22 protein-coding genes are annotated in these 25,152 nt (G+C 64.9%); 14 read left to right on the forward strand and 8 right to left on the reverse strand.

Translation table 11 applies throughout. From position 1 onward, the window contains the following. Positions 1-83: 83 nt before the first annotated feature. A complete protein-coding gene (locus K3F49_RS24885) occupies positions 84-1,004 on the reverse strand; it encodes a LysR family transcriptional regulator (RefSeq protein WP_234683578.1) in 921 nt (306 codons plus the stop codon). 125 nt (positions 1,005-1,129) lie between these two features. On the opposite strand from K3F49_RS24885, the gene K3F49_RS24890 reads away from it, so the two are divergent. The 4 genes from K3F49_RS24890 (at position 1,130) to mdlC (ending at position 6,033) form a co-directional block, all read left to right on the forward strand. After that, positions 1,130-2,299, forward strand: coding sequence for an acyl-CoA dehydrogenase family protein (locus K3F49_RS24890; RefSeq protein WP_234683579.1), 1,170 nt, complete (start codon positions 1,130-1,132; stop codon positions 2,297-2,299). 10 nt (positions 2,300-2,309) lie between these two features. Next, positions 2,310-3,407: a CaiB/BaiF CoA transferase family protein gene (locus K3F49_RS24895; RefSeq protein WP_234683580.1), complete on the forward strand. Its 1,098-nt coding sequence runs from the start codon at positions 2,310-2,312 to the stop codon at positions 3,405-3,407. 11 nt (positions 3,408-3,418) lie between these two features. After that, on the forward strand, positions 3,419-4,270 hold the full coding sequence (locus tag K3F49_RS24900; protein WP_234683581.1) for an FAS1-like dehydratase domain-containing protein: 852 nt from the start codon (positions 3,419-3,421) through the stop codon (positions 4,268-4,270). 140 nt (positions 4,271-4,410) lie between these two features. Further along, positions 4,411-6,033, forward strand: coding sequence for a benzoylformate decarboxylase (gene mdlC, locus K3F49_RS24905; RefSeq protein WP_234683582.1), 1,623 nt, complete (start codon positions 4,411-4,413; stop codon positions 6,031-6,033). Between the two features lie 5 nt (positions 6,034-6,038). On the opposite strand, the gene K3F49_RS24910 is transcribed toward mdlC, so the two are convergent. Next, positions 6,039-6,815: an SDR family NAD(P)-dependent oxidoreductase gene (locus K3F49_RS24910; protein WP_234683583.1), complete on the reverse strand. Its 777-nt coding sequence runs from the start codon at positions 6,813-6,815 to the stop codon at positions 6,039-6,041. 75 nt (positions 6,816-6,890) lie between these two features. On the opposite strand from K3F49_RS24910, the gene K3F49_RS24915 reads away from it, so the two are divergent. Further along, a complete protein-coding gene (locus K3F49_RS24915) occupies positions 6,891-7,352 on the forward strand; it encodes a MarR family winged helix-turn-helix transcriptional regulator (protein WP_234683584.1) in 462 nt (153 codons plus the stop codon). Positions 7,353-7,383: 31 nt separating this feature from the next. On the opposite strand, the gene K3F49_RS24920 is transcribed toward K3F49_RS24915, so the two are convergent. Then, complete coding sequence (locus K3F49_RS24920) at positions 7,384-8,178, reverse strand: SDR family oxidoreductase (RefSeq protein WP_234683585.1); 795 nt, start codon at positions 8,176-8,178, stop codon at positions 7,384-7,386. An 88-nt stretch (positions 8,179-8,266) separates the two neighbouring features. Then, a complete protein-coding gene (gene trhA, locus K3F49_RS24925) occupies positions 8,267-8,962 on the reverse strand; it encodes a PAQR family membrane homeostasis protein TrhA (RefSeq protein ID WP_234683586.1) in 696 nt (231 codons plus the stop codon). A 180-nt stretch (positions 8,963-9,142) separates the two neighbouring features. Here trhA and K3F49_RS24930 point away from each other — a divergent pair, with 180 nt between their 5' ends. Further along, the gene (locus K3F49_RS24930; RefSeq protein WP_234683587.1) at positions 9,143-10,612 is read left to right on the forward strand and encodes a YcjX family GTP-binding protein; all 1,470 of its coding nucleotides are present in this window, start codon (positions 9,143-9,145) and stop codon (positions 10,610-10,612) included. Beyond that, complete coding sequence (locus tag K3F49_RS24935) at positions 10,609-11,637, forward strand: YcjF family protein (RefSeq protein ID WP_234683588.1); 1,029 nt, start codon at positions 10,609-10,611, stop codon at positions 11,635-11,637. Before K3F49_RS24930 ends, K3F49_RS24935 begins: the two co-directional genes overlap by 4 nt. On the opposite strand, the gene K3F49_RS24940 is transcribed toward K3F49_RS24935, so the two are convergent. Next, positions 11,546-13,120: a glycosyltransferase family 39 protein gene (locus tag K3F49_RS24940; protein ID WP_234683782.1), complete on the reverse strand. Its 1,575-nt coding sequence runs from the start codon at positions 13,118-13,120 to the stop codon at positions 11,546-11,548. The genes K3F49_RS24935 and K3F49_RS24940 overlap by 92 nt on opposite strands. Positions 13,121-13,479: 359 nt before the next feature. Between K3F49_RS24940 and K3F49_RS24945 the strand changes: the two genes are divergently transcribed. The 4 genes from K3F49_RS24945 to K3F49_RS24960 all read left to right on the forward strand — a co-directional run bounded on the left by K3F49_RS24945 (position 13,480) and on the right by K3F49_RS24960 (position 17,463). Beyond that, positions 13,480-15,213 (forward strand): adenylate/guanylate cyclase domain-containing protein, encoded by a 1,734-nt coding sequence (locus K3F49_RS24945; RefSeq protein ID WP_234683589.1) that lies wholly within the window; start codon positions 13,480-13,482, stop codon positions 15,211-15,213. 321 nt (positions 15,214-15,534) lie between these two features. Then, positions 15,535-16,734, forward strand: a complete 1,200-nt coding sequence (sorA, locus tag K3F49_RS24950; RefSeq protein ID WP_234683590.1) for a SorA family sulfite dehydrogenase catalytic subunit — start codon at positions 15,535-15,537, stop codon at positions 16,732-16,734. A gap of 11 nt (positions 16,735-16,745) precedes the next feature. Beyond that, positions 16,746-17,054 (forward strand): SorB family sulfite dehydrogenase c-type cytochrome subunit, encoded by a 309-nt coding sequence (gene sorB / locus K3F49_RS24955; RefSeq protein WP_234683591.1) that lies wholly within the window; start codon positions 16,746-16,748, stop codon positions 17,052-17,054. 208 nt (positions 17,055-17,262) lie between these two features. Beyond that, positions 17,263-17,463, forward strand: a complete 201-nt coding sequence (locus K3F49_RS24960; protein WP_008134691.1) for a cold-shock protein — start codon at positions 17,263-17,265, stop codon at positions 17,461-17,463. Between the two features lie 168 nt (positions 17,464-17,631). Here K3F49_RS24960 and K3F49_RS24965 read toward each other — a convergent pair whose 3' ends face one another. Continuing rightward, positions 17,632-18,093, reverse strand: coding sequence for an Lrp/AsnC ligand binding domain-containing protein (locus tag K3F49_RS24965; RefSeq protein WP_234683592.1), 462 nt, complete (start codon positions 18,091-18,093; stop codon positions 17,632-17,634). A 114-nt stretch (positions 18,094-18,207) separates the two neighbouring features. Between K3F49_RS24965 and putA the strand changes: the two genes are divergently transcribed. The 3 genes from putA (at position 18,208) to K3F49_RS24980 (ending at position 23,354) form a co-directional block, all read left to right on the forward strand. Beyond that, the gene (gene putA, locus K3F49_RS24970; protein WP_234683593.1) at positions 18,208-21,219 is read left to right on the forward strand and encodes a bifunctional proline dehydrogenase/L-glutamate gamma-semialdehyde dehydrogenase PutA; all 3,012 of its coding nucleotides are present in this window, start codon (positions 18,208-18,210) and stop codon (positions 21,217-21,219) included. Between the two features lie 124 nt (positions 21,220-21,343). Next, positions 21,344-22,549 (forward strand): CaiB/BaiF CoA transferase family protein, encoded by a 1,206-nt coding sequence (locus K3F49_RS24975; RefSeq protein WP_234683594.1) that lies wholly within the window; start codon positions 21,344-21,346, stop codon positions 22,547-22,549. A 157-nt stretch (positions 22,550-22,706) separates the two neighbouring features. Beyond that, on the forward strand, positions 22,707-23,354 hold the full coding sequence (locus K3F49_RS24980; protein WP_234683595.1) for a glutathione S-transferase family protein: 648 nt from the start codon (positions 22,707-22,709) through the stop codon (positions 23,352-23,354). A 7-nt stretch (positions 23,355-23,361) separates the two neighbouring features. Here K3F49_RS24980 and K3F49_RS24985 read toward each other — a convergent pair whose 3' ends face one another. Next, entirely contained in the window at positions 23,362-23,526 is a 165-nt protein-coding gene (locus K3F49_RS24985) for a hypothetical protein (RefSeq protein WP_234683596.1), read from the reverse strand. Between the two features lie 28 nt (positions 23,527-23,554). After that, positions 23,555-25,111 carry a hypothetical protein gene (locus tag K3F49_RS24990; protein WP_234683597.1) on the reverse strand — a complete coding sequence of 519 codons (1,557 nt, stop codon included), beginning with the start codon at positions 25,109-25,111 and terminating at the stop codon, positions 23,555-23,557. Positions 25,112-25,152: the final 41 nt, after the last annotated feature.

Raw genomic sequence — 25,152 nt, forward strand, 5'->3', positions numbered from 1 at the left:
GGCACCCAGCTATAAAATCTCGGCATGACAGGTCGCGCCAGATGCGAAGGCAAGATGGCGCCTGACTGTTCTACGACACGCATCTAACTCAATTTGATGTCCCACACGCCTTCCTTGCGGCAGGCGGCCACCTCGTCGCGCAACAGCGCGGTGACGGCCAGCGAGGCCGTCGAGGGCGGGCGGTCGATCGGAGAGGCGAAAATGAGCTCGCGCGACATCGGCTTGGAGACGACAGCGATTTCCAGCCGTCCGTCCGCGACCTCGGCGTGGACCGACGAGGGCGGCAGCAGCGCAAAGCCGAGGCCCTCCTCGACCAGGCTCGTCAGCACGCGGAACGAATCTGCTTCGAGCTGGACGTTGAGCTTGATCTTGCGCTGCGCGGCCGCGTGCTCGATCAGCGCACGGAGGCCGTGCGAATGACTGGGCAACACCAGCCGTTGCCGCAGCAGCCAGCCGATATCGACGTTCTTCTTGCGCGCGAGACCGCAGCCGCGCGGACCGACCGCGACGATGTTGTCGCGCCCCAGGCTCTGCACATTGAGATGCAGATCCGCCGAGCGGCCGTAGAGGATGGCGAGATCCATCTCGCCGCGATGCAGCCATTCGACGATGTGGCCGCTGTAGCTCTCGACGATGCGCAGCGAGATGCCGGGATATTTTTCGACGCAGCGCCGCGCGAACCGCGCCGACAGCACGCAGCTCACGGTCGGAACCAGGCCGAGCACGACCTGGCCGGACGGTGGTCCCTTGGCGGACTGGATGTCGTCGCGGATCTGGTCGATCTGCCGCACGATGCCGGAGGTGCGCGCCAGCAGCAAGCGGCCGGCCTCGGTCAGCACCATGCCGCGGCCGTTGCGCGTGAACAGTTCGGTGCGCAACTCGTGCTCCAGGAGCTTGATCTGCCGGCTCAGCGCCGGCTGCGCCACGCGCAACGTGTCGGACGCCTTCGAGAGGCTGCCGAGTTCTGCCACGCAATTGAAGGTCCTGAGCTGCCGGAAATCCATGCTTGCCAATCCTGGAAGGCTACTCCATACGCTATAGCAAATGAGCATAGGGGGCTGGCGATGTTTTCACAACGCCAGAGGGTTGGCCGGCGTTATCTTAACTGCCGTACCAGACGGGAAACGCCATGAGTGAAGAACACCACAGCGAAGATCACGCCGACATCCGCGAAGCCGTCGCAAAGCTCTGCGCGCAGTTTCCCGGCGAATACTGGCGCAAGCTCGATCGCGAGATGGCCTACCCCAAGGCCTTCGTCGACGCGCTGACGCAGGCCGGCTACCTCTCGGTGCTGATCCCCGAGGAATATGGCGGCGCGGGCCTGAAGCTTTCGGCGGCGGCTGCGATCCTCGAAGAGATCCAGCGCGCGGGCTGCAACGGCGGCGGCTGTCACGCCCAGATGTACACGATGGGCACGGTGCTGCGGCACGGCAATGACGAGCAGAAGGCAAAGTACCTGCCGAAGATCGCCAGCGGCGAATTGCGGCTGCAGGCCTTCGGCGTCACCGAGCCGACCAGCGGCACCGACACCTCTTCGCTGAAAACCTTTGCGCGCAAGGAAGGCAACGACAGCTACATCGTCAACGGCCAGAAGATCTGGACCAGCCGCGCCGAACATTCCGACCTGATGGTGCTGCTGGCGCGCACCACGCCGAAGGAGCAGGCCAAGAAGCGCACCGATGGCCTCTCCGTGTTCATCGTCGACATGCGCGAGGCCAAGAACAACGGCCTCGAGATTCGCCCGATCCGCACCATGATGAACCACGCCACCACCGAGGTGTTCTTCACCGACATGAAGGTGCCGGCGGAAAATCTGATCGGCGAGGAAGGCAAGGGCTTTCGCTACATTCTCTCCGGCATGAATGCCGAGCGTATTTTGATCGCGGCCGAATGCGTCGGCGACGCCAAATGGTTCATCGCCAAGGCGACCAACTACGCCAAGGAGCGCGCGGTGTTCGGCCGTCCCATTGGCCAGAACCAGGGCATTCAGTTCCCGATCGCCAAGGCCTACGCCTCGATGCGCGCGGCGGAATTGATGGTGAAGGAAGCCACGCGCAAATACGAGGCCGGGCTCGATTGCGGCGCGGAGGCCAACATGGCCAAGATGCTGGCGGCCGATGCATCCTGGGAAGCGGCGAATGCCTGCATCCAGACTCATGGCGGCTTCGGCTTCGCCGAGGAATACGACGTCGAGCGCAAGTTCCGCGAGACGCGGCTGTATCAGGTCGCGCCGATCTCGACCAACCTGGTGCTGTCCTTTGTCGCCGAGCATGTGCTCGGCATGCCCCGTTCGTACTGAGGCAGCGATCATGGGAGCATTGGACGGGATCAGGGTGATTGCGGTCGAGCAGGCGGTGGCTGCACCGTTTTGTTCGTCGCGCCTGGCGGATGCCGGCGCGGAAGTAATCAAGATCGAGCGGCCCGAGGGCGATTTCGCCCGCGGCTATGACGCAGCGGCCAAGGGCCAGAGCAGCTATTTCGTCTGGCTCAATCGCGGCAAGCAATCGGCGGTGGTCGATCTCGCCACCAAGGAGGGACGCGCCGAGCTGGAGAAGCTGATCGCGAGCGCGGACGTGCTGGTGCAGAACCTCAAGCCGGGCTCGATGGACAAGCTCGGCTTTTCGCGTGAGCGGCTGCTGCAGGACTATCCAAAGCTGATCTCGTGTACGATCACCGGCTATGGCGACGAAGGCCCCTACGCCCACCGCAAGGCCTATGACCTGCTGATCCAGGCCGAGAGCGGGCTTGCCTCGATCACTGGCAATCCCGACGGCGCCTCGCGCGTCGGCATGTCCATCGTCGACGTCGCGACCGGCGCCACCGCGCATGCGGCGATTTTGGAGGCGCTGATCGCGCGCGGGCGAACGGGCAAGGGCTGTGACATCCGCATCTCCATGTTCGACGTGATGGCGGACTGGTGCACCGTGCCGCTGCTCAACGCCGAGGCCGGCAATCCGCCCAAGCGCATGGGCCTGCGTCATCCCTCGATCGCGCCTTATGGCGTGTTCACCTCGCAGGACGGCAAGGACATTTTGATCTCGATCCAGAGCGAGCGCGAGTGGAAGACGCTCTGTGCCGAGGTGCTGGACCAGCCATATCTGCCAAAGGATCCCCGCGTCGCCAACATGGTCGAGCGCGTGCGCAATCGCGATTTCACCGACACTACGGTGGCCGATGCCTTCGGCCAGATGACGCGCGACGAGCTTTTGAAGCGGCTGTCCGATGCCGACATCGCATTCGCCGAGGTCAACACCATGGCCGACCTTGCCAACCATCCGCATCTGCGCCGCATCGAAGTGAATACGCCGAACGGGCCGGTCAGCTATCCGGCGCCGGCGCCGATCGTCGTCGGCGAGACGCGTGCCTACGGCGCCGTTCCCGCGATCGGCGAAAATCCCAAGAAGTAGAGCGAGGCGTCATGACCGAGAAGCTCGACATCGATCATCTGCGGCAATGGATCGGCCGCAGCACGGAAGCCACCGACATCGTCACCGCGCAGCTCGTCATGGGCCTGCGCGCAACGCTATTCCAGGAGGTCGGCGAGCCCAAAACCGGCGATGCTGCGCCCTTCACGGTGCATTGGTGCCTGGCGCAGCCGGTGTTTCCGATGTCGATGCTCGGGCCCGACGGCCACCCGACCCGCGGCGGTTTCCTGCCGCCAGTGCCGCTGCCGCGCCGGATGTGGGCCGGCGGCGAGATCGAGTTCTTGCAACCCTTGCGCGTCGGCGATGAATCGACCCGGACCTCGCGCATCGCGGACGTGCAGGTGAAATCGGGCTCGACCGGCACGCTGTGCTTTGTCTCGGTCGAGCACAGCATCTCCTCGCCGCGTGGCGTTGCCATCCGCGAGCGGCAGGACATCGTCTATCGCGAGATGACGACCAGCGCGCCCGCGAGCGCAAAGACCCCGCCTCCGCCACCGAAGCCGCAGCATCGCGAGACCCATGTCTCCGATCCCGTGCTGCTGTTTCGCTATTCGGCGCTGACCTTCAACGGCCACCGCATCCATTACGACCGCGACTACGTCACCAAAGTCGAGGGTTATCCGGGCCTGATCTTCCACGGCCCGCTGCAGGCGGCGCTCATCATCGAGATGGCGGCGAAGTTGCGCAGCGGCAAGCCGCCGAAGAAATTCACCTATCGCGGCCTGCAGCCGCTGTTCGAGGGCAGCGAGTTCTCGATCAATGCCAACGAGACCGCTGAGGGCATGGAGCTCTGGACCGCGAATGCGGAAGGGCAGCCGACAATGAAGGGCACGGCGGTGTGGTGACGCTCTCTCCTCGTCATTGCGAGGAGCGCAGCGACGAAGCAATCCAGACTGGCTCCGCGGAAACTTTCTGGATTGCTTCGCTTCGCTCGCAATGACGGATGGGGCTGATAGCGCGAATAATCAACAGGGGACGGAAACCAATGTCCAAGAACGGCAAGACCGGCAGCAAGTCCGGCACCGTCAAGCAGGCGACGCTCGATCTGCTGCGCTCGTTCGGCATCAAAAAAATCTTCGGCAATCCCGGCTCGACCGAGCTGCCGTTCCTGAGCGACTGGCCCGACGACATCGACTACGTGCTGGCGCTGCAGGAGGCCTCCGCGGTCGGCATGGCCGATGGCTATGCGCAAGCAACGCGCAATGCCGGCTTCGTCAACCTGCATTCGGCCGCCGGCGTCGGCAACGCGCTCGGCAATATCTACACCGCGCATCGCAACCAGACGCCGCTCGTGATCACCGCGGGCCAGCAGGCGCGCTCGATCCTGCCGCTGCAGGCGTTCCTCTATGCCGAGCGTGCGTCGGAGTTTCCGCGGCCCTATGTCAAGTACAGCGTCGAGCCGGCGCGGCCCGAGGACGTGCCGGCCGCGATCGCGCGCGCTTATTACACAGCCATGCAGGCGCCATGCGGACCGACCTTCGTGTCGATCCCGATCGACGACTGGGCGCATGCGACAACGCCGATCGAGGCGCGCAAGGTCAGCCGCGAGATCGGACCGGAGCCTGAGGCGATGAAGGCGCTGGTTGCGGCGTTTGGTTCAGCCAAGAATCCTGCCCTCGTCGTCGGCCCCGGCGTCGACCGCGCCGGCGCGGTCGATTTGATGGTGCGCGTCGCCGAGAAGGCCAAGGCGAGCGTCTGGGTCAGCCCGTTCTCGGCGCGCTGCTCGTTCCCCGAGCGTCACCCGCAATTTTCCGGCTTCCTCCATGCCTCGCCGGCGCAGCTCTCCGACGCACTGCGCGAACACGACCTCGTCGTCGTCATTGGCGCGCCGGTGTTCACGTTCCATGTCGAGGGTCATGCCGCGATCTTCGACGGCGGCGCGACGATCTTCCAGATCACCGATGATCCGGATGCGGCCGCGGTGACCCCCGTCGGCACCAGCATCATCGCGACCATGAAGCCGGCACTAAGCGCGCTGCTCGACCTCTTGCCCGAGAGCAAACGCGCCACGCCAAAGGGCCGCACGCTGCCGCCGGCGCCGCAGGCCGCCGATCCGCTGCCGGTGGAGTTTCTGCTGCACGCGCTGTCAGAGGCGATGCCGGATGGCGCGTCACTGGTCGAGGAAGTGCCCTCGCACCGGCCGGCGATGCAGAAATTCCTGCCGATGCGCGGTCAGGACAGCTTTTACACTATGGCGAGCGGCGGCCTCGGCTATTCGCTGCCCGCCGCCGTCGGAATGGCGCTCGGCAAGCCGAACACCCGCACCGTGTGCCTGATCGGCGACGGCTCGGCGATGTATTCGATCCAGGCGCTGTGGACCGCGGCGCAACGCAAGCTGCCGCTCACCATCGTCGTCATCAACAATTCCGGCTACGGCGCGATGCGCTCGTTCAGCCAGGTGATGCAGGTGCGCAACGTGCCGGGCCTGGAGCTGCCGGGGATCGATTTCGTCCGGCTCGCCGAAGGCATGGGCTGCCATGCGGTGCGAGTAAACAAGGCGGCCGAGCTCGGTGAGGCGCTCAAGCGCGGAATGGCGCACGAGGGCACGAGCCTGGTCGAGGTCGTCGTGGATTCGGCGGTGCCGGTGCTGTACGGGCAGAAGCATTGACGCGGCTACGCTGCCAAAAATCCCCCGTCGGCCGCCAACACATGCCCGACCACATACGACGACGCGTCCGACGATAGCCACACCACGGCCTCCGCCACTTCCTCCGGCGTGCCCATGCGCCGCAGCGGCAAGCCGGCGCCCACGGTTGCGACGTCGCCGACGCCGGCACTGAGCATCATGTCGGTGACGACACGGCCCGGCGCGACCGCGTTGATGCGGATGCCGCGCGGGGCGTTCTCCATGGCCGCCGAACGGGTCAGCGAGATCGCGGCGGCCTTCGAGGCCGAGTAGAGCGAGAAGCCGGGATTGGGATTGCGCACGCCGCTGACCGAGGCGTTGACCACGATGCTGCCGCCGCCATTCGCCAACATCGCCGGCAGCTGATGGCGCAGGCACAGGAACAGCGCGCGGACATTGGTGTCGAACACGCAGTCGTAGATGTCGGTGCCCTGCTGCTCCAGCGGCGCACGGCGCTCCTGAAAACCGGCATTGTTGAAGGCGACATCGAGCCGGCCGCAGCGTTGAATGGCCGTGCGCACCAGACGTTCGACCTCTTCCTCTCGCGTGATATCGGTCTGGATCGGGATGGCCTCCGCCCCGAAGTCCCGGCAGGCGGCCGCGGCAGCGTCGATCTCGGCCTCGCGCCGGCCCGCGACAATGACCGCCTTTGCGCCCTCGGCCGCCATCCGCAACGCCGAGGCACGGCCGATACCGCTGCCACCACCCGTGACGAGGCAGACCTTGCCCCTCATCCGCTCACCGGTTGGCAAAGTTACGCTCATCGCCCACTCCAAAACGCTTGCGCGCGCCGTTGCGCGCATATAGTTGTATGATACAACTATATACCAGGAGTCAAGATGGCTGAGCTTTTGCTGATCGACGACATCCGCGCCGCCTCGCGCCTGATGGTGCGCGAACTCGGCTTCATGGAGGCGACGGTGGCGGCATCGGACTATCCGCCCTCGGCCGTGCACACGATTTTGGAGATCGGCATCCGCGGCCCGCTGACCTCGGGCGAACTCGGCGATTTCCTGCGGCTGGAGAAATCCAGCGTCAGCCGACTGGTGCGCAAGCTGATCGATTGCGGCGAGCTCAGGGAGACACCGGATGAGCTCGACGCACGCAGCAAATTGTTGTCGCTGACCGCGAAGGGCCGGCGCACGCTGGAGGCGCTGCACGCGTTCGGCCGGCAACAGGTGCGCGGCGCGCTGGCGGCGTTGACGGAACCTGAGCAACGCAAAGTGCGCGAGGGGATGATGCTCTATGCGCGGGCGTTGCGGGAGAGCCGGGTGGAGGACGAGGCGGAGTCGGTGGCGTAGCCACCCGGTGTGGTCCCCGCGAACGCCTTCCCTACTTCCCGAACTCTTCCCGCATCTTGGCCTGGATCTTGGCCATGCCGCCGATCCAGCGGTCGTAATTCTCGGTCTTCTTGCGCATGTAGCCGAGCACCTGCGGGTGCGGCAGGATCAGGAAGGTCTCCTGCTCGAGCCCGGCGAGCACGTCTTTTGCGACCTGCTCAGGCGTGAGATCGCCGTCGCCGGATTGCGGGCCCTTCGGGATCGAGCGCAGCATGTTGGTGTCGACGCCCTGCGGGCAAAGGATCGAGACTTTGATGTTGTGAGCCTTGTGCGAGATCGCGAGGTTTTCGGCAAAACCAACCGCGGCGTGCTTCGTCGTGGAATAGGCCGGGCTACCGACCTGCGACAGCAGCCCCGCGGCCGAGATGGTGTTGAGGAAATAGCCACCACCACGCGTCTTCATGCGGGGGATCAGATGCCGCGCCGCATAGACATGCGCCATCACGTGGATCGCCCAGCTGCGCTGCCAGGGTTCGTCGGAGGCGCCGCCGGCATTGACCGACACCGGATCGAAGCCGCCGCCGATACCGGCATTGGAGCAGAACAATTCGATGGGACCGAACTGCCGCTCGGTCTCGTCGATGACGTGCATAATATCTTTCTCCTGCGCGACATCGCATTTGAACGCCGCGCCATCCACCGTGGCAGCGACGGCGCGCGCATTGGCGGCATCCATGTCCGCGACCACGACCTTGGCGGCGCCGGATCGGTGAAAGGCCTCGCACAGCGCTTTGCCGATACCGTTTGCGCCGCCCGTGACGACCACGACCTTGCCGGTCACCTGCATGCGACGTCTCCCTCTCTTTTTATACAGCGCTTCTTATACAGCGCTTCGCTTGTATGCCGCGCTACTTATGCCGCTTCGCGGAACTTGCTCAACTCAACACGAGGTCGAGCACCGCGGTATAATGGCATGCCGCACCGGCCAAGACAAAGCCGTGCCAGATCGCGTTCTGGAAGCGCAGCCGCCGCCAGGCATGGAAGATCACGCCCAGGCTGTAGAGAATGCCGCCCGCCAGCACGAAGCCCAGCGCCAGCGCGGGTAGCGCCTTGACCACGGAGCCGTAGAGCATCACGCCGCTCCAGCCCATCGCGAGGTAGATGCCGACGGCGACACGGTCGAACCGGCCGGGATAGCGAAGCTTCAGCACGATGCCGACGATCGCGACACACCAGACGCAGATCAGCAGCGCCAGCGCGAACACGCTGTCCTTTACCTCCAGGATGAACGGCGTGTAGGTCGCGGCGATCAGCAGATAGATCGCGGAATGGTCGAACCGCCGCAGCAGCCATTTCACCGGCGAGACCGGCCAGAGATTATAGCTCGCCGACAGCACCAGCATCGAGAGCAGACCCGCGACGTAGATCGAGACGCCGACGATGTCGGTGGCATCTGCGTAGACCACTGCCAGCACCACCAGCACGGTCGCGGCAATGATACCGGACAACACACCGATGGCATGGATGATACCGTCAGCGATGATCTCGGCGCGGTCGTAGTTCCAGCCCATCGCGTCGGCCGCGGCATGGACGGAGTTGGAGGCGAACTGTTTCAGCGTGAAGACAGGCATAGCGGTCCGAAAGCGTCGATAGGTGTCAATATTGGTCTTTCGCGGTTAACGCGGCGTTCAATGGCTGCTTCGCCCAAGAAGGCGGTGGAAGTATGAAGCTTGATTTTCGTCAGGCAGTTGCCACTTTTGTGACTAGTCCATTTTGCGTATTTGTCCCGCCCGAGATCCATCAACGTTCATATGGCATTCAGTTTCCAGGATATGGTCGAAGAGGCGCGCCTGTCGGCCCGGGCGCTGATCGACTATGGCGAGCACTTCTTCAACCCGACGGTGCGGCTGGGCGTCACCGGCCTGTCGCGGGCCGGTAAGACCGTATTCATCACCGCGCTGATCCACGGGCTGACGCGCGGCGGCCGGTTTCCGGTGTTCGAGGCCTATGCCTCGGGGCGGATCGCGCGGGCGCATCTGGCGCCGCAGCCGGACGACGCCGTGCCGCGCTTTTCCTATGAAAGTCATCTGCGCGCGCTGATCGAGGAGCGGCGCTGGCCGAGCTCGACCGTCGACATCAGCGAGCTGCGTCTCGTCATCGACTATCAGCGCCCGAACGGCGCCGATCGCACATTGACGCTCGACATCGTCGACTATCCCGGTGAATGGCTGCTCGACCTGCCGCTGCTGCAGAAGAGTTTTGAGCAATGGTCGGCGGAAAGCTTGACGCTCTCGCGCGAGACGCCGCGCGCGCATCTTGCCGCGGACTGGCACGCGCATCTTGCAACGCTCAAGCCCGAAGCGCGCGAGGACGAGCAGGCCACGCTGACCGCCGCAAAGCTCTTCACCAGCTATCTGCGCGCCTGCCGCGACGAGCGGTTTGCGATGAGCCTGTTGCCGCCGGGCCGCTTCCTGATGCCCGGCAGTCTCGCCGACACGCCGGCACTGACCTTTGCGCCGCTCGACGTGCCCGTCGGTGGCCAGGCACCCGAGGGATCGCTGTGGGCGATGATGGTGCGCCGCTACGAGGCCTACAAGGATGTGGTGGTGCGGCCGTTCTTCCGGGATCATTTCGCACGGCTCGATCGTCAGATCGTGCTCGCCGATGCGCTTTCCGCATTCAACTCCGGCCCCGAGGCACTGCACGATCTCGAAGCGGCACTTGCCGGCATTCTCGACTGCTTCAACATCGGCCGCAGCACGATCCTCTCCAGCCTGTTCAGGCCGCGCATCGACCGCATCCTGTTCGCGGCGACCAAGGCAGATCATCTGCATCATTCCAGCCACGATCGGCTCGAGGCCGTGCTGCGCCGCGCGGTGACCCGGGCGCTCGCGCGTGCGGAAAATACCGGCGCGCAGATCGATGTGGTGGCACTCGCCGCCGTCCGCGCCACCCGGGAAGCTCAGGTCACCCGTGGCCGCGACAAATTGCCCTCGATCCTGGGAACGCCCGCCGCAGGCGAAAGCGCCGGCGGCGAGTTCTTTGACGGCAACACGGAGGTCGCGACCTTTCCGGGCGATCTTCCTCTCGATCCCGAACCACTGTTCAACGGCACGGATGCGTTCCGCGGCCTCGCGACGGAAGCCGCCGAGACAAGCGATTTCCGCTTCCTGCGCTTCCGTCCGCCAAAGCTGGAACGCGAAGGGACAGAAGAACCCGCCCTGCCTCACATCCGCCTCGACCGTGCCTTGCAGTTCCTGATCGGAGACAAGCTCGCATGAACGACCGATCCCAGCCGCGGCGGCCGGCGACGTTCCGGCTGGACGATCCCGGCGTCGTCGTCACCGAAGCCGACGAGACAAGCCGACTCGGTCGGGCCACGATTCAGATCACGCCGGAGCCCGATCCGGCGACATTGCCGGTGCCGATCGAAGCAGCGCTTCGGGCGCGGCGCGGTTTTCCCTGGGGTGCGCTGTTCTGGTCCGGCGTCGCCGGGTTGACGCTGCTCGGCACCGGGCTCGGCGTCGTCCGTCTGATCGAGGATCTGTTTGCGCGCAGCGAAAGCCTCGGCTTCGTCGGGCTTGCGCTCACCTTCGTCACCACGCTGGCGCTCGCGGTGGTGATCGGACGCGAGGCATTCGGCCTCGCACGGCTTGCGACGATCGAGAAGCTGCATCAGCGGGCCGCCGAGGTGCTCGCCAGCGACGATCGCAAGGAGAGCCGCGCCATCGTGCAGGATCTGATTGCGATTGCGCACCAGAACCCGCAGCTTGCCCGCGCCCGCGCCACACTCGAAAGTCATTCCGGCGAGATCATCGACGGCGCCGACATGGTCCGGCTCGCCGAGCGCGAGTTGATGTCGCCGCTGGATGCGGAGGCGCGGCGGCTGGTGTCGTCGGCGGCGCAGCGGGTGTCGATCGTCACGGCGGTGTCGCCGCGCGCGTTGTTCGACGTGCTGTTCGTGTTGGTGGCCTCGCTGCGCCTGATCCGCCAGCTCGCCCGCCTCTATGGCGGGCGGCCCGGCGCGCTCGGCATGATCCGCCTGCTCCGCCACGTCATCGCCCATCTCGCCATCACCGGCGGCCTCGCCGCCAGCGACAGCCTGGTGCAGCAGATGCTCGGACATGGGATCGCAGCAAAGCTGTCGCAACGGCTCGGCGAAGGCATGCTCAACGGGCTGTTGACCGCGCGGCTTGGCTTAGCTGCGATCGACGTTACAAGACCGCTGCCGTTTGCCGCGCTGCCGCCGCCGAAGCTGTCGGATTTGGCGACGGATTTGTTGCGAAGGAAAGAGGACGAGGAGTAGCTCGGAGGGCCAGCACGCGCCACTGGAACAGCGGCGAATCCTTCGCTGGGGAGAGCTCCGGGGTCCAGCCGGTGAGCTTGTCGATCGTGTAGGTGTCGATCAGGACACCGCGCCAGCGGCGTTCGACCTGCCCCAATGGCGCGCGCGTCGCGGGGATCGACTCCCAGAGGGCCGAATGATCATCGGGCTGGCGACCGACATAGATCCCCGCCTGCCCCTTGATCCGGTCCATGCCGGGATCGCGGAAACCCTGGAAGCGACCGCGCTCGTTGATTTCGACCACGGGGACGCGGCCGCGGAACAGCCAGCGCATCATGGCATAGGTGCGATAATCCGTGGTCGCGATCCAGGTCGCGCCGGTCTCATCCAGTGCGGCCTGCGCTCGCGCGGCGACCTGCTCGTAACCGGCCTCCGCGCCGATCGGATCCATCTTGCCGAGCAAATTCCAGGGCGCCGCAATGTAATAGAGGAACACGATCGCGACGAAGGCGATCCCCGACACCAGCGCCGCCTTCATCCAGAAGATGCTCGACCGGATCAGCCACGCCGACCAGCCCTCTTGCGGCATCATCGCGAGGTTCACCGCGACGGCAGCGAAGCCGACCGGCCACATGAACATCGGCCAGGTGTCGCCAACCCTGAGCGTCAGTGACTTGAAGAAGAAATACGCGAACGGCACCAGCACGGCGGTCGACAGCACGATCGCAACCGGCTCGCGCCTGCGGTAGCCGCGCCACGCCGTCATCGCGAGGCCCAACAGCACCACGGGCAGCATGACGAAACCGACGAGGCCGAATTGCAGGCCGATAAAATCGCCGATGGTGCGCGGCGAGATGCCGTAATTGGCGGTGGCGCGCACGCCCTGGAAACGGAACGAGGCCCAGTCGTGCTGCGCATTCCAGATCAGCACCGGCGAGAAGATTGCAATCGCGATCAGCACCGCGAGATAAGGATAAGGGCTGCGCAGCCAGCGCCAGCGCCAATCCGGCACCAGCAGAAAAGCGGCGACCGCAGGCGCGAACATGATGGCGGTGAATTTCGACAGCAGCGACAGGCCGGCGAACAGGCCGGCGGCGAGCCACCAGCGGCCATCGCCGCTCTGCGCCAACCGCACCAGCGACCACATCATCGCCACCGCAAACGGGATCATGGCGACGTCGGGGGCGACCTTGGCCATCAGCAGGCCGTAATACAGCGCGGCCTCCGGCATCAGCACCGCAACCACGATCGCGCGCACATCATGGGTGAGACGGCGGACGATGTCGGCGAGCAAAAGCTGCGTCACCAGCATCGCGACGATGCCGCCGAAACGAACCCCGAGCACGGTGTCGCCGAAGATCACGGTACCGAACCGGATGAGCCAGGCGATGCCGGGCGGATGATCGAGGAAGCTCAGCGCCGCCTCCTTCGACCAGGTCCAGTAATAGGCCTCGTCGGTGCGCAGCTCGATCGCGGAGGCATAGACGATGCGCAGCACCGTCATCGCGGCGATCACCAGCGCGGCCACGGCAAGCGGCCGGCGCGACGCGCCGTCGGGCTTTACGGTGATGTCGGGAGCGATCGTCACGGCCGCGCTTTTCCCCGAGTTGGGAGGGGGAGTCAATGTTGGGTGTTGCTGCGCTTATCTGCCGTCCCGGGCAGAGCGGTAGGGTGGGCAAAGCGTAGCGTGCCCACCATCTCGGGATACGCCAGAATGGTGGGCACGGCGCAAGAGCGCCTTTGCCCACCCTACGATACTTACTGTTACGTAACCTTGTCGGGCATGTGATCGGATTGGTCGTCTACCCGCGGAATTTAACTCCCCGCTGGCTGTTCTCCTCAGTGAACTGGTACAACCGAATCATGGCCGCCACTGCGCTTTCACGATTGCCCGAACTCGTTCGCTCGACCAGCGCGCGGCAGGTGCGGCTGGTCTGCGGCGTCATCCTGTTCGCTTACGTGGTCAGCCATTTCCTCAACCACGCGCTCGGCAATATCTCGGTCGATGCCATGCAGATCGGAGTCTATTACCACACGACGTTCTGGCAGTTCCTGCCCGTGGCGATCGTGTTCTATGGCGCAGCCCTGACCCATATGGGGCTCGGCGTCTATGCGCTGTACCAGCGCCGCCAGTTCCGCTGGCGGACCATCGAGCCGCTGCAGCTCGTGCTGGGCTTGAGCATCCCCGCGCTGGTGATGGCGCATGTGATCGGCGTACGGCTCGGCCAGACGCTGTACGGGCACGAGAAGCTGTATCCGCAGGAGCTCTATCTGTTTTTCGTCGCTTCGAACCGTATCTGGACGATGACCATCCTGCTCATCGTCGCCTGGGTGCATGGCAGCATCGGCATCTATTTCTGGCTCCGGCTCAAACCGTTCTTCATCCGCGCGGCACCATACCTGCTGGCGGCAGCCGTGCTGATCCCGACGCTGGCGCTGCTCGGCATCTACCAGGGTGGCCGCAGCGTCGCCGCCGAGAGCGAGGACGGCGAGTGGCGCACGCATAATTTCACGCAGCGCCAGGTCGGTACGGTCGCGGAAGCCGATACGCTCGATCGCATCACCGGCGGACTGACGATGGGTTACATCGGCCTGCTCGGACTGGTGATGCTCGGGCGCGGTGTGCGCGGCTGGCGCGAGCGGCGCGGCGGCATGATCGCGCTGTCCTACGGCAACGGCAAGATTGTACGCGTGCCCAAGGGCCTCTCCGTGCTGGAAGCCAGCCTGCGCCACAACGTGCCGCATGCCAGCGTCTGCGGCGGCCGCGCCCGCTGCTCGACCTGCCGCATCCGCATCATCGGCGACCACGGCACCTTGCCTGAGCCGTCGCAGCGCGAGGCCTTCGTGCTGGCCCGAGTCGGCACGGCCGATCCCTCGATCCGGCTTGCCTGCCAGCTGCGACCGAACTCCGACCTCTCCTTCTTCCAGCTGTTCATGCCGCACATGCTGTCGGCCAACTCGCATGCGTCCACGCCTGCGAGAATCGGGCAGGAGCGCTATCTCGTTAGCCTGTTCGTGGACATGCGCGGCTCGACCCAATTGGCCGAGAAGCGATTGCCGTTCGACACCGTCTTCATCGTCAATCGATTCCTCGGCGCGGTGTCGCAGGCCGTGATCGAGAATGGCGGCCAGCCGAACCAGTTCGTTGGCGACGGCATGCTGGCCCTGTTCGGTCTCACCAGCGATCCGCAGACCGCCTGCCGGCAGGCGCTGAAGGCGGTGGCCGGCATCGCGACCCATGTGGACGAGCTCAACGAGCTCTTGAGCCACGATCTGCGCCAGCCGATCCGCTTCGGCATCGGCGTCCATGGCGGCGAGGTCATCATCGGCGACATCGGCTACCGCGACCACATCGTCTTCACCGCGCTCGGCGACGCCGTGAACGTCGCGGCCCGGCTTCAGGACATGACCAAGACGCTGGCCTGCGAGGCCATCGTCTCCGAGGAGGTCCGCCGCACCGCCGGCCTTCACGACGATGCGCTGCCGCAGCAGGAGGTCGCGATCCGCGGCCGCGACGAGCCGATGGTGGTGCGCGTCATCACCGACACCAGGACATTGGCCGCCCTCATCGCCGGCGACGAGCGCGTCGCGGCGTAAGGCGCGAGCGACGCGCGCGGTGCGCTCCCTCTCCCGCTTGCGGGAGAGGGTTTCTCCACAATGGGACAGTCCCCTAGAGGACAGAGCCCTCACCCGCGCCTTCGGCACGACCTCTCCCGCAAGCGGGAGAGGTGCAGCGAGCCCGCGGCGGCATTGGGTCAAACAACCAACTTCGCCGCCGCGTAACACCGGCTTGTTGCGGCGCAACGGCATGGGCTTGCTGCGAAAGCACGAATTGACTTCGCCCGAGTCGTTGCGACAGATGGGCGAATGATCGCGGTGATGACCGCGAGCCAACGAAAAGCTCCGGGAGGAGATTAAATGTTCGATCGACGCGACCTGCTCAAAGGAGCGGGCCTTGCCGCTATGGCGGCCACACTGAACTCCACCAAAGCGCTGGCACTCGACACCGTTACGCTCCCCTTCGCCAACGGCGAACGGCCGCTGGTGAAATATCCGCAGAAGCGGCCGATGATCGGGCTGACCAGCCGGCCGCCGCAGCTCGAGACGCCGTTCGCGGTTTTCAACGACGGCCCGATCACGCCGAACAACGCGTTCTTCGTGCGCTATCACCTCGCCGACCTCCCCTACAATCTCGATCCCGACAAATTCACCCTCGAGGTCAAGGGCAAGGTCGACAAGCCGCTGAAGCTGTCGCTGAAGGACATCAGGAAGATGAAGGCGACCGAGATCGTCGCCGTCAACCAGTGCTCCGGCAACAGCCGCGGCCTCGTCGAGCCACGCGTCGCCGGCGGCCAGCTCGCCAATGGCGCAATGGGCAATGCGCGCTGGCGCGGCGTGCCGCTGAAGGCGGTGCTGGAGATGGCGGGCGTGCAGGCCGGCGCCAAGCAGGTCGTATTCGGCGGCATGGACGGGCCGGTCAGCGACAAGACGCCTGACTTCGCCAAGGCGCTCGACCTCGCTCACGCCACCGACGGCGAGGTGATGCTGGCCTATGGCATGAACGGCGATGATTTGCCGTTCCTCAACGGCTTCCCGTTACGCCTGGTCGTGCCCGGCTATTACGGCACCTACTGGGTCAAGCACCTCAACGAGATCACCGTCGTCGACAGCGTCTATGACGGCTTCTGGATGAAGTCCGCCTATCGCATCCCGGACACGCCGAACAATTCGATCGAGCCGGGGACAGCGCCGAAGGCGACGATCCCGATCAACCGCTTCACCGTCCGCTCCTTCATCACCAACGTGACGGACGGCGCCAAGCTGAAGGCCGGACGTTCGACGCTGCGCGGCATCGCCTTCGACGGCGGCAAGGGCATCAAGGACGTCTCGGTCTCCACCGATGGCGGCAAGACGTGGGTCCGCGCCAAGCTCGGCAAGGATCTCGGCAACTACTCATTCCGCGAATGGAAGCTGCCGGTGAAGCTGGCGGCGGGCCAGGTCGAGCTCAGGGTGCGCGCGACCAGCAATTCCGGCGAGACGCAGCCGGAGGCGCCGCGTTGGAACCCGGCGGGTTATTTGCGCAACGTCGTCGAAACCGTCCGCGTCAGCGTGGCCTGAGGAGAATGATCATGCAGCGCACCGTTCTCCTTGCCATCACGCTTGCCGTCGGCGCCGCGGTAGGTTCGGCCGTTGCCGCGCCGGTCAATTACAAGACGCCGGATGAGGTCGCAGCCTTCAAGCCCGGCCCCAATCTCGAGGTGGTTCAGGGCAATTGCGCCGCCTGCCACTCGTCGGACTACATCGCCACGCAACCGCCGATGAAGGACAAGAAAGCGTTCTGGCAGGCCGAGGTGACCAAGATGATCAAGGTCTATGGCGCGCCGATCGACGATGCCGACGTCGGCAAGATCGTGGACTATCTGGCCGCGACTTATTGACGGAGGGCGTGATGCGCCCGGGAGAATTGACCGCGAAACGGGCAAAACCGGCAAAAGCGCCGCGAAGTTGAGCGAATTTCCGCGAAATGCCGATGTGGTTTGATCTACCAAGCCCGCCACATTCCGCGTATCCTGTTAGGACCGAACCGGCCGGTTGGCGGGGACTGGCGGTTCGCGATCTCGGAGGAAGACCCGCGGAGAAGACGTGATGGCTAAAGGTACGGTCAAGTGGTTCAATCCGACGAAGGGTTATGGATTTATCCAGCCTGCGTCGGGCGGCAAGGATGTGTTCGTGCATATCTCGGCAGTGCAGAAGGCCGGTCTGTCCTCCCTCAACGAGGGCCAGACGGTTGAGTATGAAGAGATCGCAAACCGGGGCAAGACGTCCGCAGAGAACCTCAAAGTATAAGCCCGCCAGCCTTTGCTGCCTCCCGGATCTGTCCGGGGGCTGGGCCAAAAAAATTTTAGAAGACGATCAGTGCATTCGACGACAGGCGTTGCGACTGCGCGCGGAAACTATTTGCCCGTAGAGGTCGCCAATCAACGCCGCAGCAGTGACAATCGCGACTGCATTTCGTCAGCCAACCGGCAACGGTGCGTCGCGCTTGATCTCCTCCATCACCGCATAGGTGCGCGTCTCGCGCACACCCGGCATCGACAGCAAGGTCTCGCCGAGGAAGCGCCGATACGCGCTCATGTCGGCCAGCCGCGCCTTCACTAGATAATCGAAGCCTCCGGCAACCATGTGACATTCCAGCACTTCGGGCGCAAGTTTCACCGCGCGCGCAAAGCGTTCGAAATTATCCGGCGTGGTCTTGTCGAGCAGCACCTCGACGAACACCAGCAGGCCGAGGCCAAGCCGTTGCGGATTGAGCCGCGCCCCATAGCCCTCGACAAAGCCCTCGCGCTGCAGGCGCTTCAGCCGCTCGCCGATCGAGGTCGGCGACAGCCCGATGCGCTCGGCCAGCTCGACATTGGCAATGCGCCCATCCTCCTGCAAAATCGAGAGGATCTTCCGGTCGATTCGATCGAGTTCCATATTTCATACGGCTGATAATTGGATTGTCTTCATTTCTTAAGGCAAGTTGGCTATCTTGTCTATCGAACTACGGTCATGCGGGCCTTATCCTGGATTTCAGCCACAGGACACGCCATGCCGAACACCCCGCCGTCCTTCTCCGCCCCCTACGCGCCCGACGATGCCGATATCGCTGCGCGCCTGTTTCCATCAGCCCATCTAAGCCCGCCACAGGAAGCGCGGATCGACCGCACCGCGACCCGGCTGATCGAGGCGATCCGCAAGCGCGACGACCGGCTTGCAGGCGGACTTGGCGGCGTCGAGGACATGCTGCGCGAGTTCGCGCTCTCGACCAAGGAAGGCCTCGCCCTGATGGTGCTGGCCGAGGCGCTACTGCGCGTGCCGGACGCGCGCACCGCCGACCAGTTCATCGAGGACAAGCTCGGCGAAGGCGACTTCATCCACCACGAGACCAAGTCCACCGCGTTCCTGGTCAACGCCTCGGCCTGGGCGCTCGGCCTGTCGGCGCGCGTGATCCAGCCCGGCGAGACGCCGGACGGCACCATCGGCCGGCTGGTGAAGCGGCTCGGCGCACCGGCGGTGCGCACCGCCACGCGCCAGGCGATGCGGCTGATGGGCAATCATTTCGTGCTGGGCGAAACCATAGAGCAGGCGCTGGAGCGAGGTAGACCGCGCTCCGGCCAAAAGCCGCGCTACTCCTTCGACATGCTCGGCGAAGGCGCGCGCACGGCGGCCGATGCCAGGCGCTATTTCGACGCCTATGCCAGCGCGATCGAAACCATCGGCAAGGCGGCAGGCAGCCATGCCCTGCCCGACCGGCCCGGCATCTCCGTGAAACTCTCGGCGCTGCATCCGCGTTTCGAGGCAATCAGCCGCGCGCGTGTAATGCGTGAGCTGGTGCCGCAACTGCTCGATCTCGCCCGACGCGCCAAGGCGCATGACCTCAACTTCACCGTCGATGCCGAGGAGGCCGACCGGCTGGAGCTGTCGCTCGACGTCATCGCGGCAACGCTCGCCGATCCCTCACTCAAAGGCTGGGACGGCTTTGGGCTCGCAATCCAGGCCTATCAGAAGCGCGCCAGCGCGGTGATCGACTACGTCCACGACCTTGCGCGTGCGCATGACCGCAAGCTGATGGTGCGGCTGGTCAAGGGCGCCTATTGGGACACCGAGATCAAACGCGCACAGGAGCGCGGGCTCGACGGCTATCCGGTGTTCACCCGCAAGGCGATGACGGATCTGAATTACGTCGCCTGCGCGTCGAAGCTTCTAGGTCTGCGGCCGCGCATCTTCCCGCAATTTGCCACTCATAACGCCCTCACCGTCGCGACCGTGCTGGAGCTCGCCGGCGAGAGTGGTGGATTCGAATTCCAGCGCCTGCACGGCATGGGCGAGGCGCTCTACGAGCAGCTCGCTAAGGATCACTCTGAGATCGCCTACCGCACCTATGCCCCGGTCGGCAGCCATCGCGACCTGCTCGCCTATCTGGTGCGGCGACTGCTCGAGAACGGCGCCAACTCTTCCTTCGTGGCGCAGGCGGCCGATTATCGCGTCCCCGTCCCCGCGCTCTTGAAGCGTCCGGTCGATCTCATCGTCCGGCCAGATCACGCGCATCACCCCAAAATCCCGCTGCCCGGCGATCTCTTTGCGCCAGAGCGGCACAATTCAGGCGGCATCGAATTCGGCGAGCGTGCGGCGCTCGACCGGTTGCTCACCGACGTCAAGGCTGGGACGCCCGACGTCAAGCCGGTCGTGGACGCAACGCCCGAACAGGCGGGCGCGGCGATTTCTGCGGCGCGCGCAGGCTTCGTAGCCTGGAGTCGGACGCCGGCCGCGACGCGCGCGGCGGCGCTGGAAGAGGCCGCGCATCTTCTGGAGAGCCGCAGCGCGCATTTCATTGCGGCGCTTCAGCGCGAGGGCGGCAAGACGCTCGACGACGCGCTGTCCGAGCTGCGCGAGGCCGTCGATTTCTGCCGCTATTATGCTGCGCAGGGCCGAAAACTGTTCGGCAGCGAGGTTGCGATGCCGGGCCCGACCGGGGAGAGCAATTCGCTCGCTATGCGTGGCCGTGGCGTCTTTGTCGCGATCTCGCCGTGGAACTTTCCGCTGGCGATTTTCCTGGGCCAGGTCACGGCGGCGCTGATGGCCGGCAACAGCGTCGTTGCCAAGCCCGCCGAGCAGACGCCGCGTATCGCGCGCGCGGCTGTCGCCTTGCTGCACGAGGCCGGAATCCCCACGAGCGCGCTGCATCTCGTCACTGGCGACGGCCGCATCGGCGCCGTGCTGACCGCGCATCCTGATATTGCGGGTGTCGTCTTCACCGGCTCGACCGAGGTCGCGCGTCAGATCAACCGGACGCTCGCCGCCAAGGACGGACCGATCGTGCCGCTGATCGCGGAGACCGGCGGTATCAATGCGATGATCGCGGATGCCACCGCGCTGCCCGAGCAGGTCGCCGACGACGTCGTCACCTCCGCGTTCCGCTCCGCGGGCCAGCGCTGCTCGGCGCTGCGGCTATTGTTCGTGCAGGAGGACGTCGCCGACCGCATGATCGAGATGATTGCGGGCGCGGCGCGCGAGTTGAAGATCGGCGATCCCGCTGACGTCGCAACCCATGTCGGCCCGGTGATCGACGCCGAGGCCAAGCAGCGGCTCGATGCGCACATCGCGCGGATGAAGACGGAAGCGCGGCTGCACTTTGCCGGCATCGCGCCGGAGGGCTGCTTCGTCGCGCCGCAAATCTTCGAGCTCCAGGATGCCAGCCAGCTCACCGAGGAAGTGTTCGGCCCGATCCTGCATGTGGTGCGCTACCGCGCCGAGACCCTCGAACGAGTCTTGCGAGCGATCGAGCGCACCGGCTACGGCCTGACGCTCGGAATCCACTCCCGCATCGACGACACGGTCGAGGCCATCATCGACCGTGTCCAGGTCGGCAACATCTACGTCAACCGCAACATGATCGGCGCCGTGGTCGGCGTGCAGCCGTTCGGCGGCAACGGCCTGTCGGGCACCGGCCCCAAGGCCGGCGGCCCGCACTATCTGGCACGCTTCGCCACCGAGCAGACGGTAACCATCAACACGGCCGCCGCCGGCGGCAATGCTGCGCTACTCGCTGGCGAGGAGTAAGCGCAGCGAGCTCTGCGCCCGGTGCCGTTGCATCCCGGCAAAACATCGGTCTAATGCTCCCATGATCTGACCCGCAGGAATTCCAGCCAGCGGGAAACAACAAGAGCGAGGGAGCAACGCCGCGATGGAAAAAGGCATTTTTGCAGGTCTCAAGGTTCTGGACTGCGCGAGCTTCATCGCGGCGCCCGCGGCTGCGACCGTGCTGTCCGATTTCGGCGCCGATGTCATCAAGATCGAGCCGCCCGGCGCCGGCGACCCCTACCGCAATCTGCCGAACCTGCCCGGCTATCCCACCGGCGAGCACAATTTCGCCTGGCTGCTCGAGGCCCGCAACAAGAAGAGCCTCGCGCTCGACCTCTCCAAGCCCGAGGCGCAGGCGGTGCTTTACAAGCTGGTCGAGGAGGCGGACGTCTTCATCACCAACATGCCACCGCCGGTGCGGACCAAGCTCGGCATCACCTATGACCACCTCGCCCATCTCAACGACCGGCTGATCTACGCCTCCTTCACCGGCTATGGCGAGAAGGGCGAGGAAGCCAACAAGCCCGGCTTCGACAGCAATGCCTATTGGGCGCGTTCCGGCCTGATGGACCTCGTCCGCGCCGACATCGACACCACGCCGGCCCGCTCGGTCGCCGGCATGGGCGATCATCCCTGCGCCATGGCGCTGTACAGCGCAATCGTCACCGCGCTCTATCGGCGCGAGAAGACCGGCAAGGGCTCGCATGTCGCCTCCAATCTGATGGCGAACGGCGTATGGGCCGCGAGCGTGCTGGCGCAGGCAAAGCTCTGCGGCGCCAAATTCAGCGAGCGGCGGCCGCGCGAGCGCTCGCTCAACGCAGTGGCCAATCACTATCAGTGCAAGGACGGCCGCTGGCTGATCCTGTCGCTGCTCAACGAGGAGCGGCAATGGCCGACGCTCGCCAAATGCCTCGGCCGCGAAGATCTGATCAACGATCCGCGCTTCGCCACCAAGCCCGACCGCCACGCCCGCTCGATCGAGCTGATCAAGATCTTTGACGAGACGTTTGCCACCAAGGATCTCGCTGAATGGCGCAAGATCCTCGACGGCAACGGGCTGGTGTTCGGCATCGTCGGCATTCTGGACGACATTCCGAACGACAAGCAGATGCTCGACAACGAGGTGCTGGTGCCGTTCGAGAACGACACCATGCTCACCATCTCCAGTCCGATCTGGATCGACGGCACCAAGAAGGTGCAGCCGCGCAAGCCGCCCGGCGTCGGCGAGCACAGTGACGAGATTTTGCGTGGCGCGGGATATGACGAGGCCGCGATCAAGCAGCTGCGGTCGAAGGGGGCTGTGGGCTAAGGAGCGGGACGCCCGCCACACTCCGTCATTGCGAGCGCAGCGAAGCAATCCAGAATCCCACCGCGGATGCATTGCTGGATTGCTTCGCTGCGCTCGCAGTGACGCTGGAGCGCGATCTCGCTATAACTCACGGCAACATCGCGCCTCGTGAGGTCCCATGCCCAGCTACCGCCTGCACTACTTCCCCGAATCCGGCAACAGCTACAAGCTGGCGCTGATGCTGACGCTTTGCGGCGAGAGGTTCGAGCCGGTCTGGACCGACTTTGGCGGCGGCGTCACGCGCACGGCGGAGTGGCGCAAGGCCGTGAACGAAATGGGCGAGATTCCCGTGCTCGAGGTCGACGGCGTGAAGATGACGCAGACCGCGCCGCTCTTGCTGAGGCTTGCCGAGCAATACGGGCGCTTTGGTGCCGAGACGGAGGACGAAAAATTCGAGCTGCTGCGCTGGCTGTTCTGGGACAACCACAAGCTCACCGGCTACATGGCGACCTACCGCTTCATGCGGGCCTTCACCGAAACAAACGATCCGCAGGTGCTGAAGCATTTTCGCCGGCGGCTGGAGGACTTCCTCGGCATTCTCGAGGGACATCTCCAGCACAATGCTTTCGCGATCGGCGCCAGGCCGACCGTCGCCGATATCTCGATGATGGCCTATCTGCATTACCCGAGCGACGAGCACGGTTTTGATTTCGCGACGAGCCATCCCGCCATTCACGCCTGGCTCGGCCGCATGGCCGCCCTGCCCGGCTGGAAGCCGGCCTATGAGCTGCTTCCGGGAAAACGGATGACGAATTACGCGAAGTGAGGGCTGATTACTTCAGCGCCAGCCAGCCGAGCGTGAACAGGATGCCGCCGACAATGACGACCACCGCGACAGCCCAGGTGCTGACGCGGATGCTGCCGGTGACCTGCTTGGCTTCCTCATTGCGCGCGATCTCGCGGTTGCGCTCCTTGTTGGCGTCGCTGCTATCCGTCATGGGTCATCCAAATCGGTCGAGGGCGGGCCTAACGCGTCTTGATGAAGCACATGCCAATGCGGCTCGAGGCTGCCGCAGCCTGGCAGGTGAGACCTTTAGCACAGGTCCATGACGTAAAACTCTTGTCCGGCGTTCCCGATCCCGCATTTTGCAAAGAACAATGCGCGCCCCAGCCGTCCTGATACTCGGTGCCGGCGAGCTCTTGATTGCCGCGGGTCTGTGGCCGGCTGGCAAATCCGCGTGAGAAATCAGGGCGTTTACCTGCAGCAAAGGCGGTCAGGATGTCGCGGCGGCGGAGCTGGTCGCCGACAAAATGCGGCGAGGCCGGCACGATCGTGGAGTTCGACGCCTTGTCCGTCAGCCAGTCCACGCCGGGGAAATGGAAGCCGCCGATGCCGCGGGTCTGGTGGCAGCCGGAGCAGGTGACGTCATCGAGGCGGCGCTGGAAGCCCGCGACCGAGCGGATGTTCTCCATGCTGATGCCGCGTGCGGCGGCCTGCTTCAGCGCGCCGACGACGTCGTTGTCGGTGAAGACGGGATCGCTCTTGCCCTCGCCCTCCACCATCCCGAATTCCGGCTGCATCGTCGAGGCGTCGAGGCCGGCAGGTGTCGGCGCCACGGCAGCCCTGGCAAGAAATTTCTCCGGGATCAGCACGGTGCCGCGATCGAACTCGCGAAGATTCTCAGGCGTCAGCAGCCAAGCCTTGAAGTCGTGCCGGAGCGCGTCATCGGCAAGGATGCGATCGCGGTCGATCTGGTTCTCCAGAGTCGATTCCTCGAACGTCCTGGTGGATGCGTCGTATTTGAACACCTTGAGCAGATAGTCGGAGCGGAAATCGTGCAGCGCCGATTTCGGTGCGATCGAGATCTGGATGTTGGTCTCGATGCGATCGATCATCGCATCATAGGGAACAGTGCGGCTGCCGATCAGCCCCTGCCAATCGCCATGGTCCAGCCAGCGCCGCGCGACCTCGGCACAGGTGACCGGCTTGCCGTCGCCATCCGTCTGGTGCGCATTGCGCGCCTTCATCACCAGGTTGAACGTCATTGGCAGGCGCGTCGCGGACTTGCTGCCGTCGGCATTGGTATCGAAGCGCGCCAGGCGATAGATCAGCCGGATCTCGCCGCAGGATTCTTCCGAGACATAGGCGCGGTCCATGCGGTTGACGATGCCGGCCAGCACGAAGCGCGTGCTGGAGGATTTCAGATTGGCGCGATCGAACAGCTGGACGTCGAAGCCTTCGCCGGCGCCGATGGTCTCGCTTGGCGAGGTCGCCTTGTGCTGCGCGATGTAACGATCGAACTCCGCATCGATCGCCGGGGGAATCGCTTTGAGCTGCGGCAGCGAGGCGAACAGCAGATCGCTGGTCAGCGCAACATTCGCGTTCCGCTCCGGCTGCAACAGGCGGGAAATCGACAGAGCATCGCTCTGGTCGAGCTTGCGAAGGAGATCGGGATCGGTGATCGCGGTGCCACGCGCGAGCGGCGCGTTCTCTGCTGCCGAGGGCGACATGACGCTGCCGAACAACATGGTTGCAGCCAGGAGAATTCGGGCAGCCAGGAGAATTCGCAGCGCGCGGCTCATGCCTCCAATAACACCGCGCGTGACGGCCTATTCAAGTAAAA

The organism is Bradyrhizobium monzae, assembly GCF_021458635.1.
Taxonomy (GTDB): domain Bacteria; phylum Pseudomonadota; class Alphaproteobacteria; order Rhizobiales; family Xanthobacteraceae; genus Bradyrhizobium.